General features: G+C 67.3%; 14 protein-coding genes. 9 read left to right on the forward strand and 5 right to left on the reverse strand.

Going from position 1 to position 15586, the window contains the following annotated elements; genetic code table 11:
• The first annotated feature begins 75 nt into the window (after positions 1–75).
• From dprA to ABIA73_RS12275, 8 genes are all read left to right on the forward strand, one after another.
• Positions 76–1203: a DNA-processing protein DprA gene (dprA, locus tag ABIA73_RS12240; RefSeq protein ID WP_354275872.1), complete on the forward strand. Its 1128-nt coding sequence runs from the start codon at positions 76–78 to the stop codon at positions 1201–1203.
• Positions 1204–1246: 43 nt separating this feature from the next.
• Positions 1247–1720, forward strand: coding sequence for a DUF494 family protein (locus ABIA73_RS12245; RefSeq protein WP_025879062.1), 474 nt, complete (start codon positions 1247–1249; stop codon positions 1718–1720).
• Positions 1721–1759: 39 nt separating this feature from the next.
• Positions 1760–2494: a GYF domain-containing protein gene (locus ABIA73_RS12250; protein ID WP_032976674.1), complete on the forward strand. Its 735-nt coding sequence runs from the start codon at positions 1760–1762 to the stop codon at positions 2492–2494.
• A gap of 48 nt (positions 2495–2542) precedes the next feature.
• Complete coding sequence (locus ABIA73_RS12255; protein ID WP_059065258.1) at positions 2543–3472, forward strand: RDD family protein; 930 nt, start codon at positions 2543–2545, stop codon at positions 3470–3472.
• Between the two features lie 222 nt (positions 3473–3694).
• A complete protein-coding gene (locus ABIA73_RS12260; protein WP_354275848.1) occupies positions 3695–6193 on the forward strand; it encodes a DNA topoisomerase I in 2499 nt (832 codons plus the stop codon).
• A 121-nt stretch (positions 6194–6314) separates the two neighbouring features.
• The gene (tsaC, locus tag ABIA73_RS12265; protein ID WP_032952114.1) at positions 6315–6875 is read left to right on the forward strand and encodes an L-threonylcarbamoyladenylate synthase type 1 TsaC; all 561 of its coding nucleotides are present in this window, start codon (positions 6315–6317) and stop codon (positions 6873–6875) included.
• A 43-nt stretch (positions 6876–6918) separates the two neighbouring features.
• On the forward strand, positions 6919–7626 hold the full coding sequence (locus ABIA73_RS12270) for a DUF4124 domain-containing protein (RefSeq protein ID WP_059065262.1): 708 nt from the start codon (positions 6919–6921) through the stop codon (positions 7624–7626).
• 680 nt (positions 7627–8306) lie between these two features.
• A complete protein-coding gene (locus ABIA73_RS12275) occupies positions 8307–9023 on the forward strand; it encodes a hypothetical protein (RefSeq protein ID WP_218788040.1) in 717 nt (238 codons plus the stop codon).
• 48 nt (positions 9024–9071) lie between these two features.
• On the opposite strand, the gene ABIA73_RS12280 is transcribed toward ABIA73_RS12275, so the two are convergent.
• Positions 9072–9848, reverse strand: coding sequence for an SDR family oxidoreductase (locus ABIA73_RS12280; protein ID WP_025879399.1), 777 nt, complete (start codon positions 9846–9848; stop codon positions 9072–9074).
• Positions 9849–9959: 111 nt separating this feature from the next.
• On the opposite strand from ABIA73_RS12280, the gene ABIA73_RS12285 reads away from it, so the two are divergent.
• Positions 9960–10163 (forward strand): hypothetical protein, encoded by a 204-nt coding sequence (locus tag ABIA73_RS12285; protein WP_059065272.1) that lies wholly within the window; start codon positions 9960–9962, stop codon positions 10161–10163.
• Between the two features lie 77 nt (positions 10164–10240).
• On the opposite strand, the gene sppA is transcribed toward ABIA73_RS12285, so the two are convergent.
• The 4 genes from sppA to ABIA73_RS12305 all read right to left on the reverse strand — a co-directional run bounded on the left by sppA (position 10241) and on the right by ABIA73_RS12305 (position 15381).
• On the reverse strand, positions 10241–12163 hold the full coding sequence (gene sppA, locus ABIA73_RS12290) for a signal peptide peptidase SppA (protein WP_025879397.1): 1923 nt from the start codon (positions 12161–12163) through the stop codon (positions 10241–10243).
• A 114-nt stretch (positions 12164–12277) separates the two neighbouring features.
• Positions 12278–13642 carry an MATE family efflux transporter gene (locus ABIA73_RS12295; protein ID WP_025879396.1) on the reverse strand — a complete coding sequence of 455 codons (1365 nt, stop codon included), beginning with the start codon at positions 13640–13642 and terminating at the stop codon, positions 12278–12280.
• Positions 13643–13823: 181 nt separating this feature from the next.
• Complete coding sequence (locus ABIA73_RS12300; protein ID WP_059065274.1) at positions 13824–14387, reverse strand: DUF3106 domain-containing protein; 564 nt, start codon at positions 14385–14387, stop codon at positions 13824–13826.
• Positions 14380–15381, reverse strand: coding sequence for a hypothetical protein (locus ABIA73_RS12305; protein WP_059065276.1), 1002 nt, complete (start codon positions 15379–15381; stop codon positions 14380–14382). The genes ABIA73_RS12300 and ABIA73_RS12305 overlap by 8 nt, the downstream gene beginning before the upstream one ends.
• Between the last annotated feature and the right edge of the window lie 205 nt (positions 15382–15586).

Below are 15586 nucleotides of genomic sequence, written 5' to 3' on the forward strand. Positions count from 1 at the left end.
CCTCCGGGATACCCTGACAGCAATACGCGAAGGCGCCCTAGGGCGCCTTTGTTGCGTGAGGCCGATAGTCGGGGGATGACTGAGCATGGACATGAGGCGCTGCTGCGCCTGTTGATCGCGGCTGGTTCCCTGGCACCCAGGCGCGCGCTGCTGCAGACCACCGGCAATGCGGATGCAGCGTTGGCGCTCGGTGTTGCAGGCTGGCGGGCCCACGGCTGCACGACGGAACAATGCGCTGCGCTGGAGCGTCCCGACACCCGCGCCCTCGCGCTTGCGCAGCGCTGGCTGCAGCAGCCTGATCATCATCTGCTGGCCTGCAACGATCCAGCCTTCCCGCCCCTCCTGCTTGATGCACCCAATCCGCCCCTGGCGCTGTTCGTTGCCGGCGATCCGGCCATCGCCTGGCGTCCTGCGGTGGCCCTGGTCGGCAGCCGTTCACCCACCCCCGCCGGTCGTGCCCTGGCCGCCCGGTTTGCCACCTGCTTCGTCGAGGCCGGGCTGGCGGTGACCAGTGGATTGGCGGCAGGCATCGATGCGGCCGCCCACCAGGCGGCGCTGGAGGCAGGCGGCTGCACCCTCGCGGTGATAGGCACTGGCCCGGACCGCGCCTATCCCACCAGCCATGCCCGCCTGCAGGCAAGAATCGCCACCGACGGCGCGGTGCTCAGCGAGTACCTGCCAGGTACGCCCGCACGGCCGGGTCACTTCCCCGCGCGCAACCGGCTGGTGGCCGGGTTGGCCCTGGCCACGGTGGTGGTCGAGGCAGCACAACGCTCGGGCGCCCTGATCACCGCCCGGCTGGCAGCCGAAGCCGGCCGCGAGGTCTGCGCGATACCCGGTTCGGTGCTCAATCCGCGTGCCGCTGGCTGCCACCGGCTCATCCGTGAAGGGGTTGCCCTGGTCGAACGGCCCGAAGAAGTGCTGGAACTGCTGGCCCCGGCACTGCGTCACCAGCTTCCAGGCTTGCAAACCCGGCTTGCCACCCCCACTGAACAGGCAGCGCCGGCGGACCTGCCGGCATGCTGGGCGAACGACGCTGACTACCAGCGCTTGTGGCGGGTGCTGGAGCACGACCCAATCAGTATGGATTCACTGATCACGCAGTGTGGATTGACGGCGTCGGAGGTGTCCTCCATGCTGCTGGCCATGGAACTTGCGGGGATCGTGGTGTGCGTACACGGCCGCTACTGTCGACGTCCCTAGTTTCTTCACCTCCACAGCGTCGCGCGACGCAGGCCGAGGGGCAATGAAAGAGAGCATCCTGGATGTACTGTTGTACCTGTTTGAACACTATTTCAGCGAAGATGCGGACCTGATCCGTGACCGCGACTCCCTGCAGAATGGCCTGATCCAGGCCGGTTTCAGCCCCACTGAGATCAACAAGGCATTCGAATGGCTCGATGCCCTGGCAGCGCAGCGCCCAAGCGCGGCCCAGGCCCGGGTCGATGGCCCGGTGCGCATCTATCACGGCCCGGAGCTGGACAAGCTTGACGTGGAGTGCCGTGGTTTCCTGCTGTACCTGGAACAGCACGGCATCCTCGATGCCGGCCAGCGCGAGCTGGTGCTGGACCGGGCGATGGCCCTGGACCAGGACGAACTGGACCTGGACGACCTGAAATGGGTCGTGCTGATGGTGCTGTTCAACCAGCCCGGCGCCGAGGCGGCCTACGCCTGGATGGAAACGCAGATGTTCGTGGACGAGCCAGAACCCCTGCACTGACCGTACACTTGGGGACCGTGCGCATTCAGGAGCGTCCCCGTGAGTGAGTGGTTCCATGCCGAAGGCAACCGCCAGCAAGGCCCGTTGCCCTCGGAACAGTTGATCGAGCTGTTCCGCAGCAACCAGATCACCTTGGACACCCTGGTATGGCGCGACGGCTTGCCGCAATGGCAGCCGTTGCGCAACGTGGTCGACGAACTGGGCCTGATCGTGCCCGCCGTTGATGCAGCCGCCACGGCACCACCGCCGCCGCCTGCCGCCCCTCTGCCGCCAACCCTTCCGCCCGCCTCTCCGTACGCGACCACGCCGATGGACGCTGCCCCGGTCGCGAAGAAGGGCCTGTCCGGCTGCGCGTTGACCGCCATCATCGGCGGCGTCGCACTGCTGGTGGTGGTGCCGATCCTGGCCATCCTGGCCGCGATCGCCCTGCCGGCCTACAACGACTACACCATCAAGGCCAAGGTCGCCGGCGCGGTCACCGTGCTGCAGCCGCTGAAGGACAAGGTCCAGCACTTCGCCGATGACCAGGGCCGCTGCCCGGGCGCCAACGACGCCGGCTTCCCGGCGGCGGACGAATTCGCAGGCCAGGGCCTGTCGGCCGTGCATATCGGCCGCTTCAACAATGGCCACTGCGGCATCGAAGCGACGCTGGCGGTTCCCGGCAAGAGCCAGGATGGCGACCTGCTCTGGCTCGAATACGACCGCGACAGCGGGCGCTGGGAATGCAGCGGCGAAAGCGACGACAAGTATCTGCCCACGCAATGCCGCGGCTGAGCCGCGCACCGGGCAACCCACCAAGGACGACCCAACAGGGGACATGCAATGACTGAGTGGTACTACGCCGAAGGACAGCAACGCCAGGGACCGCTGGAGGTCACCGAGATCCGCCAGCGCTTCCAGCGTGGCCAGTTGAACCTGGACACCCTGGTCTGGCGCGAAGGCATGGGGCAGTGGGCGCCGCTGCGGCAGATGGTGGAAGAGCTGGGCCTGCAGACCCTGGCCGATGCCAGCACGTCCACCGCCACCGGTGGCTTCGACCTGCGCAACGACTACGCCGCGATCGACAACGGCACCGCGCCCCTGCCGGGCACCGGCGCCCTCAGCAGCTCGCCGTACACCGCGCCCGGCGCAGGCGGCAGTGACTATTCGCAGCCGGTGCAGGGCGGCGAGGTGGTCTACGCCGGCTTCTGGAAGCGCTTTGCCGCCTACCTGATCGACTACTTCGTCCTGCTGATTCCCAGCGGCGTGGTCGGTGGCGTACTGGGCTTCGTGCTCGGCGCGGGCATGGGCGCTGCCGGCAGCGGCGAAACAGCGGTTGAAGTGGTCACCCAGCTGATCAGTGGCCTGGCCGGCCTGTTCATCGCCGCCGCTTACTACGGCTGGTTCCATGCCTCCCGCGGCGGTGCCACCCTCGGCAAGATGGCCATCGGCATCAAGGTCGTGCGCGGCAATGGCGATCGCCTGACCCTGGGCCGCAGCATCGGCCGCTATTTCGCCACCATCCTCAGTGGCCTGACACTGTGCATCGGCTACCTGATGGCCGCCTTCACCGAGCGCAAGCAGGGCCTGCATGACCTGATCTGCGACACGGTGGTGGTCGACCGCTGGGCCTATACCGACCAGCCGCAGCTGCAGCGCCGCGAGATGGGCACGGTGACCATCGTGATCCTGGTGCTGGGCGGCCTGCTGATGCTGGCCGGTTTCGCCGCGATCATCTTCGCCGTCGGCGTCATCGCCAACATGGCGTCGTGATCGCGGATCGAGGGCCAATGCGCCGTCGCGGACGGCCATCCTCACGCCCCCCTGCTTGACAATGGCAGGCCGGGCGTGATTCCTCTAATAAGGTGAAACCTGAACGCCCGGCACAGTCCCGGGCGTTCAGTTTATTGATTTGCCCGTGGCCGCTTCACTAATGCGGCCGTTTGCTCCACCCTAGCGGCCCTTCCCCGCGGCTTACCCACAGACCCTGCTGCCATGCCCAAGCACCTGCTCATCGTTGAATCGCCGGCCAAAGCCAAGACGATCAACAAATACCTCGGCAAGGACTACACGGTCCTGGCCTCGTATGGGCACGTGCGTGACCTGATCCCGAAGGAAGGCGCGGTTGACCCGGACAACGGGTTCGCCATGCATTACGACGTGATCGAGAAGAACGAAAAGCATGTCGATGCGATCGCCAAGGCCGCAAAGGGCGCCGACGACATCCTGCTGGCGACCGACCCGGATCGCGAGGGTGAAGCGATCAGCTGGCATATCGCCGAGATCCTGAAGGAGCGCGGGCTGGTCAAGGACAAGCCGATGCAGCGCGTGGTGTTCACCGAGATCACCCCGCGCGCGATCAAGGAAGCGATCAGCCAGCCGCGCGAGATCGCCAGCGATCTGGTCGATGCCCAGCAGGCGCGCCGCGCGCTGGACTACCTGGTCGGTTTCAACCTGTCGCCGGTGCTGTGGCGCAAGGTCCAGCGCGGCCTGTCGGCAGGCCGCGTGCAGAGCCCGGCGCTGCGCATGATCGTTGAGCGCGAGGAAGAGATCGAAGCCTTCATCGCCCGCGAGTACTGGTCGATCGCCGCCGAGTGCGCGCACCCCTCGCAGCATTTCAACGCCAAGCTGGTCAAGCTGGACGGGCAGAAGTTCGAGCAGTTCACCGTCACCGACGGCGACACCGCCGAGGCCGCCCGCCTGCGCATCCAGCAGGCCGCACAGGGCGCCCTGCATGTCACCGACGTGGCCAGCAAGGAGCGCAAGCGCCGCCCCGCGCCGCCGTTCACCACCTCCACGCTGCAGCAGGAAGCCTCGCGCAAGCTCGGTTTCACCACGCGCAAGACCATGCAGGTCGCGCAGAAGCTGTACGAAGGCGTGGACATCGGCGGCGACGAAGGCACGGTCGGCCTGATCTCGTACATGCGTACCGACTCGGTGAACCTGTCGCAGGACGCGCTGGCCGAAATCCGCGACGTGATTGCCCGTGATTACGGCATTGCCTCGCTGCCCGACCAGCCCAACACCTACCAGACCAAGTCCAAGAACGCCCAGGAAGCGCACGAAGCGGTGCGCCCGACCTCGGCACTGCGCACCCCGTCCCAGGTCGCGCGGTTCCTGACCGACGACGAGCGCAAGCTGTACGAGCTGATCTGGAAGCGTGCAGTGGCCTGCCAGATGATCCCGGCAACGCTCAACACCGTCAGCGTGGACCTGTCGGCCGGCAGCGAACATGTGTTCCGCGCCAGCGGCACCACGGTGGTGGTGCCCGGCTTCCTGGCCGTGTACGAGGAAGGCAAGGACAGCAAGAGCGCCGAGGATGACGATGAAGGCCGCAAGCTGCCGGCGATGAAGCCGGGCGACCGCGTGCCGCTGGAGCGCATCGTGGCCGACCAGCACTTCACCCAGCCGCCGCCGCGCTTCACTGAAGCGGCGCTGGTGAAGGCGCTGGAAGAGTACGGCATCGGTCGTCCTTCGACCTACGCCTCGATCATCCAGACCCTGCTGTTCCGCAAGTACGTGGAAATGGAAGGCCGCAGCTTCCGCCCGTCCGATGTCGGCCGTGCGGTGTCCAAGTTCCTGTCCAGCCACTTCACCCAGTACGTCGACTACGACTTCACCGCCAAGCTGGAGGACGAGCTCGATGCCGTCTCGCGTGGCGAGGAAGAGTGGATTCCGCTGATGTCGCGCTTCTGGGGACCGTTCAAGGAACTGGTCGAAGACAAGAAGGAATCGGTCGACCGTGCCGAGGCCAGTGGTGCGCGCGAACTGGGTACCGACCCGAAGACCGGCAAGCCGGTCAGCGTGCGCCTGGGCCGGTTCGGGCCGTACGCGGCCATCGGCAGCACCGCCGAGGATGCCGAGGACAAGCCCAAGTTCGCTTCGCTGCGGCCGGGCCAGTCGATGCACACCATTTCCCTGGAAGACGCGCTGGAACTGTTCCTGATGCCGCGCGCGCTGGGTGAGGACAAGGGCGAGGACGTCAGCGTCGGCATCGGCCGCTTCGGCCCGTTCGCCAAGCGCGGCAGCACCTACGCCTCGCTGAAGAAGGAAGACGACCCGTACACCATCGACCTGGCCCGCGCCGTGTTCCTGATCGAAGAGAAGGAAGAAATCGCGCGCAACCGGATCATCAAGGAGTTCGAGGGCAGCGACATCCAGGTGCTGAACGGTCGTTTCGGCCCGTACATCAGCGACGGCAAGATGAACGGCAAGATCCCCAAGGATCGTGAACCGGCATCGCTGACCCTGGCCGAGGTGCAGCAGTTGATGGAAGAAACCGGCAAGCCGGTGCGCAAGGGCTTTGGCGCCAAGAAGGTCGCCGCCAAGAAGGTCGCCGCCAAGAAGGCCCCGGCAAAGAAGGCGGCAGTGAAGAAGGAAGCCGCGCCGAAGAAGGCTGCTGCCAAGAAGGCGCCGGCCAAGAAGGCGGCTGCGAAGAAGGCCGTGGCCAAGAAGGCACCGGCAAAGAAGGCCGTCAAGAAGGCGGCCAAGTAGATCCACGCCACGCGTGGATGATCTGCCAAGGTGAGCGGACCCACGGTCCGCCCCCACCGCTCCACCCGCTCTGCACGCAGCGGGGGGATAATGAAGGCCCACGCCGGGCCCGGTCGCCGCCATGAAAGAACTCACACTGGACACCGCAGTCGCCACGCTCCGCAGTGGCGGGGTGATTGCCTACCCGACCGAAGCGGTCTGGGGCCTGGGTTGCGATCCTGCGCACGAGGCAGCGGTGCACACGCTGCTGCGACTGAAGCAGCGCCCGATCGAGAAAGGCATGATCCTGGTGGCCGCTGACCTGTCGCAGCTGCAGGGCTGGGTGCGCCTGCAGGCGCTGCCCGATGCACGCCAGCGCGCAGTGCTCGCCAGCTGGCCCGGCGCCAACACCTGGATCCTGCCCGCCGGTACCCGCGCGCCCGGCTGGATCACCGGCGAACACAGCGGCATCGCGGTACGCATCAGCGCCCACCCGCTGGTCGCAGCGCTGTGCCAGGCCTGGGGTGGCCCCCTGGTATCAACCAGCGCCAACCTTGCCGGCGAGCCCCCCGCGCGCAGCCGCGAAGAACTGGACCCACGCCTGCTGCGCCTGCTCGACGGCATCCTCGATGGGCAGACCGGCGGCCTGGCCCAACCCACGCCGATCCGCGACGCGCTCAGTGGCAACGTACTGCGCTCCTGACAGGTCCATTGCGTCGGTGTTGCCGATCGCGCACGCTGCGCCCATGACCCTGCTGCGCCCTGTCCTGTCTCTGGCCCTGCTGCTGTCGTTGCCGGCCCTTGCCGCCGACGACGTGCGGGTCTATCGCTGCGTCGGCAGCAATGGTGCCGTCGCGCTGCAGGACAAGCCCTGCACGGCCGGCCGCCAGCAAGTGCGCGACCTGCAACGGCCGCGCGACCCGCCGCCACGGGTGGTCAGCACCGAGGCCGCGCCGCCCGCACCGGTGCAGACGCCAGCGATGCGCGAGCGCGAGGTGCGCCATGTCTACATCCAGCCGCCACAGCCGATGTACGAATGCGTGAGTGAAGACGGCGACCGCTACACCAGTGACAACAACGAAGGGAATCCGCGCTGGGTGCCGCTGTGGACCACGGTCTGGTACCCGCATGGTCATCCTGGCGGTGCGTACCCCGGACCGCATCCGGGGCCGCGTCCGGCCGGCAGCGGCAACACCATCGGTACCCCCATCGGCGGCGGGCCTGCGGTGTATCGCCCGCCGTCAGTGGGCGTCGGTGTCAACGTGCCTGCCGGCAACATCCTGGTGCGCGATACCTGCCACGCCCTGCCCCCGCAGGAAGTGTGCGCACGCCTGCGTGATCGTCGCTGGGAACTGGACCGGCGTTACAACAGCGCGCTGCAGAGCGAGCGCACCGCGATCAGCAGGGAGCAGCGTGGCATCGACGCGCGGCTGGCGCAGGACTGCGGCGGCTGAGCCCCACGCTGAGGACGGTACCCCGCTTTGGTAGATGCCCACCTTGGTAGGCACTGGCAAACAGCGGTGCCAACCAAGGTTGGCAATTACCGGGGCACCTGAGCCCTGCGCTGGGGGCCATGCCCCCGCTTTGGTAGACGCCCACCTTGGTGGGCACTGGCAAACAGCGGTGCCAACCAAGGTTGGCAACTACCGGGGCACCTGAGCCCTGCGCTGGGGGCCATGCCCCCGCTTTGGTAGATGCCCACCTTGGTGGGCACTGGCAAACAGCGGTGCCAACCAAGGTTGGCAACTACCCGGGGCATCTGAGCCCTGCGCTGGCGCTGTGCCCCCGCTTTGGTAGATGCCCACCTTGGTGGGCGCTGGCAAACAACGGTGCCAACCAAGGTTGGCAACTACCGGGGCACCTGAGCCCTGCGCTGGGGGCCATGCCCCCTCTTTGGTAGAGGCCCACCTTGGTGGGCGCTGGCAAACAGCGGTGCCAACCAAGGTTGGCAACTACCGGGGCATCTGAGCCCTGCGCTGGGGGCCATGCCCCCGCTTTGGTAGATGCCCACCTTGGTGGGCACTGGCAAACAGCGGTGCCAACCAAGGTTGGCAACTACCACGGCATGGGCACTACGGGTGCCAACCAAGGTTGGCAACTACCCGGGCATGGACCACCGCTGTAGGCTGCTCGCATGAGAAGACTGATCTGGCTGGCCATCGCCCTGTTGCCCGGCAACGCGTTGGCCGATGACATGGTGATCTACCGCTGCATGGGCAGCAGCGATGTTCCTACGTTGCAGCGCACCCCCTGCCCCGCCGGCACCCGGCAGGAAATCCAGCGTGTCCCGGCGCCTTCGCCGACGGCGCCGATCGTACCGGTGCAGAACAGCCCCGCTCCGCCGCCTGCAGCGATGCCGTCCATGGACGTCGCCGCCTCGCCTGCCGCGACGCAGCCACGTGAGGGCCGAACGATCATGGAAGCACGCATGGTCGAGCACGAAGGCGGCGACGCCATACTCGACAGCGCGGTGCTGCCACGTTCGAGCGACGCCACGTCGGGGGATGGCAACACTCCGTCAAAGCCACCGCTGCCGGCGATCTATCAATGCCTCAGCAGCGAGGGAAGCTCGTACCTGCATGAGTACGAGGCTGCACCAGGCCGCTGCGAACTGTTGAACGTGCAGGGCTTGGGCGGAGCGACACCGGTGAACGCCGCCAGCTGCGAGGTGGTCCGGGACCGCTGCACTGAAGTGGCCGAAGCGCAGCGCTGCGGCAGCTGGCAGCAGCGCTTCCGCGATGCACGCGGTCGCGAGCGCTTTGCTGCGCCCGAGAACCAACCGGCAGCGCGCGGCGAACGCGAACGCCTGCAGGCCGTGCTGGAAGCCAGCGACTGCCCCGTACCGAAGTAGAGCATCCACGCCCGCCGTGGATGCCTCCATCCGCAGCGGGCGGTCCCGTCAGAACCCGTATCGCAGGAAGCCGCCATCCACCGCGATGCATTCGCCGGTGACATAGCTCGATGCCGGCAGGCACAGGAAGCCCACGGCCGAGGCCACTTCCTCCGGCTCACCGATGCGCCGCATCGGCGTGCGTCCGATCACTTCCTCGTAGTAGTCGGTATCGGACAGCGGGCCCGAAGTGCGACGGGTCCGGATGTACCACGGCGCCACTGCATTGACCCGGATGCCATCCTCGGCCCACTCCACCGCGAGGTTGCGGGTCATCTGGTGCATCGCCGCCTTGGTCATGCCATAGACCACGCCGCTGCGCACATGGGTCAGGCCGGACACGCTGCCGACGTTGACGATGGCCGATGAAGCGTGTCGCGCGAGCAACGGATGCGCATAGCGCGACAGCTCGAACGCCGAGAACAGATTGGTCTCGAAAATGCCGCGCCACTCGTCTTCGGAATACTCCGTGGCGGGCTTGGTGATGTTGCCACCGGCATTGTTGACCAGGATGTGCAGGCCGTCGGCGTGGTCCTCGACCCAGTCCAGGATCTGCCGGCGGTCTTCGTCGTCGGACACATCGGCGGCCAAGGCATGCACCTGGTGCTGCGGATACACATCCAGCAGTTCGTCGCGGGCACTCTCCAGCATGTCCAGGTCGCGGCCGACGATCATCAGATCGGCGCCGAGACCCGCCAGTTCATGCGCGATCGCCAGGCCGATACCGGCGCTGGCACCGGTGATCAGGGCCGTCTGCCCATCCAGGCGCCACCGTTGCTGGGTCATATGTCCTCCGGGGCCGCGCCCACTGTGTTTCGATGCGGCAAGGATACGCGCTCACGACCGTCCGCCGCCCGGGATGCGACACTGGCTGCACGTCCCTCGTGGAGAGCTGCCATGCGCGTCCTGATTCCCGTCCTGCTGTCGGCCGTCGCGCTGGCCGGGTGCCAGCGCCCTGCACCGCCCAATCCCGAACGACCACCGCAACCGCAGGCGATGGCCAAGGCGATCAATCAACCGCTGGAGCGCGCAAAGGCCGTGCAGAAGACCCTGGACGAGGCGGCCGAACGCGAGCGCAAGGCAGAGGCCGACGCGCAGTAGAACCCCGCATGCAACAACGCCCGGCCAAGGCCGGGCGTTGTGCGTTCAGTAGATCCACGCCATGCGTGGATGGGCCATCAGAACCCGCAGAAGCAATACGCCAGCGACTTCACTGGTGCACCGTTGCCCTTCTCGCGGGCCGCGTTCTCAACGAAGCGCAGCTGCGTATCGATTTCCGGCATCGTGCGCGCCAGCATCATCCGGCCCACGCCGGAATCGGCCAGCATCCAGGCGCCGGCGTGGCTGCCAGCGAAGCCGCTGACGAACTGCGCGAACGGCGTCGCCGCCTTCTCGATGTAACGCACGCGGTACTTGTCGGTCGCGCCCAGCTTGGCCCGGCCAGCAGCGTCAGCCACGGCGTCCTTCAGGCCACCGAAGGCATCGACCAGACCGCGCTCCTTGGCCTGCGCACCGCTCCAGACGCGCCCACGGGCCACTTCGTCAATCGCCTCGACCGGCTTCTTGCGGGCCTCGGCAACACGGCCGGTGAAATCGGCATAGCCCTTGTTGATCACCGACTGGATGACCTGGCCCACCGCCGGGTCCATCGGCCGGGTGACGTCGAAGGCACCGGCGAAACGGGTAGTGCCGACGCCATCGGTGTGCACGCCGAACTTGTCCAGCGCACGGCTGAAGTTGGGGATCATGCCGAAGATGCCGATCGAACCGGTGATGGTCGACGGATCGGCATAGATGCGATCGGCGTTCATGCTGATCCAGTAACCACCCGATGCAGCGAGGTCACCCATGGACACCACCACCGGCTTGCCCGCAGCCTGCAGGGCCACCACTTCGCGACGGATCTGCTCGGAGGCGTAGACCTCGCCACCCGGCGAATCCACACGCAGTACCACAGCCTTGACGTCGTCATCGTCGCGCGCCGCGCGCAGCAGCGCCGAGGTCGATTCACCACCGATACGGCCGGCCGGCAGATCGCCGCCGCTGATTTCACCGGAGGCCACCACCACGGCGACCTGCGGACGCGAATCAACCGGGTTGCGACGCGCATCGAGCTGGGCCATGTAGGTGCCGAAATCGATGTTGCGGAAGCCGCCGTCAGCGTCTTCGTCGGCCACGCCGCGCTCGATCATCAGATCCTCGAATTCCTCGCGGGTCTTCAGCGCGGTCACCAGCTTCTGCTGCAGGGCGAACTTGGCCAGGTCGCCGCCGGCGGCAGCGACGCCTTCAGGCAGGGTGTCGATACCGGCCGCCAGCTGTGCCGGATCCAGGCGGCGGGCCTTGGCGATATCGCCGAGGTAGCGCTGCCACACATCGTTCATCCAGAACAGATCGGCTTCCTTGGACGCCGGCGACGCCGCGTCGAGCACGTACGGCTCGGCGGCCGACTTGTACTCGCCCACCTTGAACAGGTGCACGTCCACGCCCAGCTTGTCCTGCAGGCCGGTGCGGAAATACTGGCGGTAGCGACCCAGGCCTTCCAGCACCACCGAACCCATGGGGTCCAGGTAGACCTCGTCGGCCTGTGCGGCAAGCAGATACTGCGACTGCCCCATGCTCTCGCTGAAGGCCACCAGCTGCTTGCCCGAAGCGCGCAGTTCCTGCAGCGCGGCGGACACTTCGCGCAGCGAGGCGAAACCGGACGGCTGCAGCTTGTCCAGTTCCAGCACCACCCGCTCGATCTTCTTGTCATCGCGCGCGCTCTCGATCACCCGGATCAGATCGCGCAGCTGCACTTCCTCGGCACCGTTGTCACCGACGGCCTTGGCCAGCGCGCGACTGACCGGATCGGCACTGTACTGCTCGACCAGGCGGCCTTCCGGCGCGATCACCAGGGTGGTGCGGTCCTGCAGCGCCTTGCTGGCACCTGCGCCCATGCCCGCAGCGACGATGAACATCACCAGCACCAGCAGCAACAGGCCGAAGAACACCAGGTTGAGGATCAACCGGCGGGTGAAATTCATCACATCCCACAGCCCGATGAAGAAGCTGGCGACAGGATTGCGGTTCGCCGGGGGCAACGGCGGCACGGGTTGGTTCATGGAGCACTCCGGATGGCTTCTTGCCGTGGTAACAGCATAGCCGGTGCCGCGTGAGGCAGCATCGGACACAAGTCAGGGGATCGCCAGTCACGGTTGCCCGGGACCGGCGTGATGTCAGGCCAGCGTGGACTGGCCAATGCGTTTGCTGCTGCGGCTCAGGCGCCAGCCCATCAGGATGGCGGCGGCGGTCAGGCCGACGATCAGGCCGATCCACATGCCCTGCGGCCCCATGCCCAGGCCCAGGCCGAGCCCGGCACCCAGCGGCATGCCCAGGCCCCAGTAGGCGAACATGGCGATGAACATCGGCACGCGGGTGTCCTTCAGGCCGCGCAGCGCGCCGGCCGACAGCACCTGGATGCCATCGGGGAACTGGAAGGTGGCCGCGTACAGCAGCAGGGTCGAGGCCAGCCCGGCCACGGCCAGGTCGTTGGTGTAGACGCCGACGATGGCGTCGTGGCCGAACAGCAGTGCCGCCGCCGACAGCGTCTGCGTACCCATGATGATCGCGTAGCCGGCCCATGCCGCACGACGCACGCCGAAGCCATCGCCACGGCCAACCGCATGGCCGACCCGCACGGTGGTCGCCTCGGCCACGCCCATCGGAATCATGAAGCACAGCTGCGCCACGTTGATCGCGATCTGGTGCGCGGCCGCTTCATTGGCGCCCAGGCGACCAATCAGCAATGCGGTGACGATGAACAGGCCACCTTCCATCAGTACGGTGATGCCGATCGGCAGGCCGGTGCGCAGCAGGTCCCAGATCGCTTTCCAGCGCGGCCCCTCGAAGTGCGAGAACAGCTGCAGGTGGGCAAAGCGCTTGGTGAACCACAGGTAGGTACCGAAGGCGATCGCCTGCAGCCACATCATCACCGCCGAGGCGATGCCCAGGCCTTCAGCGCCCATTTCCGGGAAGCCCAGCTTGCCGTTGGCCAGCACGTATCCCATCGGCGCCAGCACCAGCAGGCCACCAAAACCGAGCAGCATGGTCGGCAGCGTCCAATGCATGCCTTCACTGAGGTAGCGCATGCAGAAGTACAGCGTCAGCGCCGGGCCACCCCAGCGCACCGCATGCAGGAAGGCCGTTGCGCCGGGCACGATGTCCGGGGCGATGCCGAATGCCGGCAGCAGCGGCGGCACCACGGTGAGGAAGGTGAACATGATCAGGCCCAGGCCCAGCGCCAGCCACAGCGCCTGCCGGAACAGCGGGCCGATCTCGCGCTCACGGCCGGCGCCATGCAGCTGCGACACCGAGGCGGTGAGGGAGATCAGCGTGCCGATCGGGATCAGCATCGGCAGCCACAGCAGCGCAGTGCCGATGGTCACTGCGGCCAGGGTGGATGTCGCATGGTGGCCGGCAATCACGTTGTCGACGAAGGAGATCAGACCGGTGGAGACGTGCCCGAGCACAAGCGGCAGGGCAAGCAGACCGGTAGCGCCGACTTCCTTGCTGAAGCGCGGCGTGGAGGTTGCAGTAGACATAAGGTGCTTGACGCGAACTACGGTTGCGCGCGAAGGGCACAGGCACCGGGTTGCGGCCGGCCATCTTACGCGCGCCGGGCGGTCATTCCCATGACTGCCCCATAAAGGGGACGGAGGGAATTAAGTCGTTTCCGGCACAGTCGCGCCAGAAACGACTTAATTCCCTCCGTCCCCTTTTCGCTTATTGGCCGGCCTGGCGCTTGAGCCAGGTGTCGCGTTCGGCGGCGGGGACCGTCAGGAATGCGCTGCGTACGCTGTCGCGTTCCTGCGGCGGCGTGCGCTGGGCGACCAGGGCCAGCTGCGCCAACTGCGACGGACTCAGCTGGCGCAGCACAGCAAGCACGGCGTCGCGCTGTTGCGGCGGTACGAAGCCGAACAGGCCGTGCAGCTTGGGGAATTCGGCGCCCAGTTGCGGGCCCAGCCGCCAGCCTTCGCGGAAGGCCTGGTCCTGTGCCTGGAACTGCGCGCGCAGGCGTTGCTGCTGGTCGGCCGGCAACGCGGCGAAGCGGGCGGCGGCCTGGCGGATGCGTTCGCGCTCACCCTCCGGCAGGGCCCGCCACGCGGCGTAGTCACTGCGGCGCTGGCGTTGCTGGGCGGGATCGAGTTGCGCGAATGCCGCCGCGGCAGTGGGCGCCGCAGATGGTGTTGCCGACGGTGCGGGCAGCGGCACGTTCACTGATTGCGGAGCGGCCGCCAGCGACAGCGGCAGGGCCAGCAGCAGGCCGGCGAAGAGGAGCTTATTCATCGGCAGCAGAGGTTTCCAGCGCTGCGCCGACCGGTTCCGGCCGGGTCGGCTTGGGTTGTGACTCGTCCACCGGCAACGGGCCACCGGCGGCACTCCAGGCATGCATGTCGGCCTCGGCCAGCAGCGGGTAATCGCGGTCGGCCAGCATCGCGGCATCTTCGCTGGCCAGCGCATCGCTGCCCGCAGCAGGGCGGACATCGCTGGCTGGCAGCGCCTCGACGGTGACCGGCCCGGCCTCACCCACCACGCCTTCGGGCAGGGGGCCATCGGCAGTCAGCGCACGGCCCTGCCAATGGCGCCAGCCCAACGCAGCCAGCAGCAGCACCGCCACGGTGATCAACAGGATCACCGGGCCACGCCAGCGCGGCTTGGCATTGGGGCGGCGACGCTTGCCGCTTGCAGATGCGCGTTCGTCGCGCGGCGGTGCACGCCAGCTGGACGCAGGCGCCTGGTTGTTGGCCGCTGGCGCGGACGGTTGCTGCAGCTGCTGCAGGCGCTTGGCCGGCAGGTCGCGGACACGCAGCTGCACCTGTTCGGCCAGAGCGCGCCATGCAGCGGCGTCGGGCTGGCCATCGGCATCGCGTGGGCAGGCCGTGGCCAACAGGCGCTGATAGCCTTCTTCGTCGACATCCAGAACGCGGGTGGCGATGCCCTCGTCCAAGCTGCCCCCCACCCGCAGCAGCAAGGCCAGCCGCGGCAAGGGGGCCATCTCGCCCAGCGCGGCCAACGACGGTGGCCACTGACCGGTGGCCGGCTCGCGCAGCGCCTGGCGCTGGCCCAGCAGGGTCCAGAAGCGGCTGGGCCACTGCGCCATCGGCAGGTCGCTGGCGACCGCGGCGAAGGCGCGCATCACCGCCACCAGCGTCTGTTCGGCACGGGCGGGGTCACCGCACTGCAGTTCGGCCACGACCAGGGCACGGCGTTCGACGCCACGCAGAAATGCCGACAGCGCGCCGGCCGCGGTCGAGGAAACAGGGGCGGGCACAGCCGTCATCGGTCACTCCAAAGGTCTGCCGGCATGATAGCGGCAGCCCATCACTGCCCGGCAGGACTTGCGATTGCAGACGCTTTCTGCTGCAGGTTGTGCACAGCACCACGCGGGAACCGGGCGATTCCTGCGTGAATGGCTGAATTCACCCTGTTTCAGCAATGTTTCACACTTAAGCTGTTGATTTCAATTGAATTTAAAGTGTGGCTAT

Origin of the sequence: Stenotrophomonas sp. 2694 (assembly GCF_040548715.1) — a bacterium.
Taxonomy (GTDB): domain Bacteria; phylum Pseudomonadota; class Gammaproteobacteria; order Xanthomonadales; family Xanthomonadaceae; genus Stenotrophomonas; species Stenotrophomonas indicatrix.